This window comes from Pseudophaeobacter profundi, assembly GCF_029697505.1.
Taxonomy (GTDB): Bacteria; Pseudomonadota; Alphaproteobacteria; order Rhodobacterales; family Rhodobacteraceae; genus Pseudophaeobacter; species Pseudophaeobacter profundi.
In genome coordinates this window covers 1-302 of record NZ_JARJEF010000169.1, presented here as the reverse complement: position 1 = coordinate 302, position 302 = coordinate 1, and the positions used below count along the sequence as shown (strand labels likewise).

At 64.9% G+C, this 302-nt stretch carries 1 protein-coding gene; it reads left to right on the top strand.

All coding sequences use genetic code 11. From position 1 onward, the window contains the following. Positions 1-194 (top strand): hypothetical protein (locus P2081_RS20655; RefSeq protein ID WP_278924662.1); only part of this gene is annotated, 194 nt, incomplete at its 5' end. Positions 195-302: the final 108 nt, after the last annotated feature.

The following is a 302-nucleotide window of genomic DNA, read 5'->3' as shown; positions in this document are numbered from 1 at the left end:
CAGTCACCGCCGCCGCCACCGCCGCCGCCGTCACCGCCATCACCGCCAGCGCCGCCAGCACCGCCCATCATCGCCATCATACCGCCGCCCAGCAGAGCGGCGAGGAGGTTCTGCAGGAGCGTGCTCAGACCGCTCAACAGATCATTTACGGCACCAGTGTCTTGAGGGAAGGCTTTGGCAAACGCTTCGGCTAGAGCTTCAGGGAAGGCTTTGGGAGCTGGGGCCGGCTCGGAGAGACACGTCCCCAAGAGGCAGGCTGTGAAGACAACGAGAACCAGAGCGATCTTCATGGTGGCGAGCCC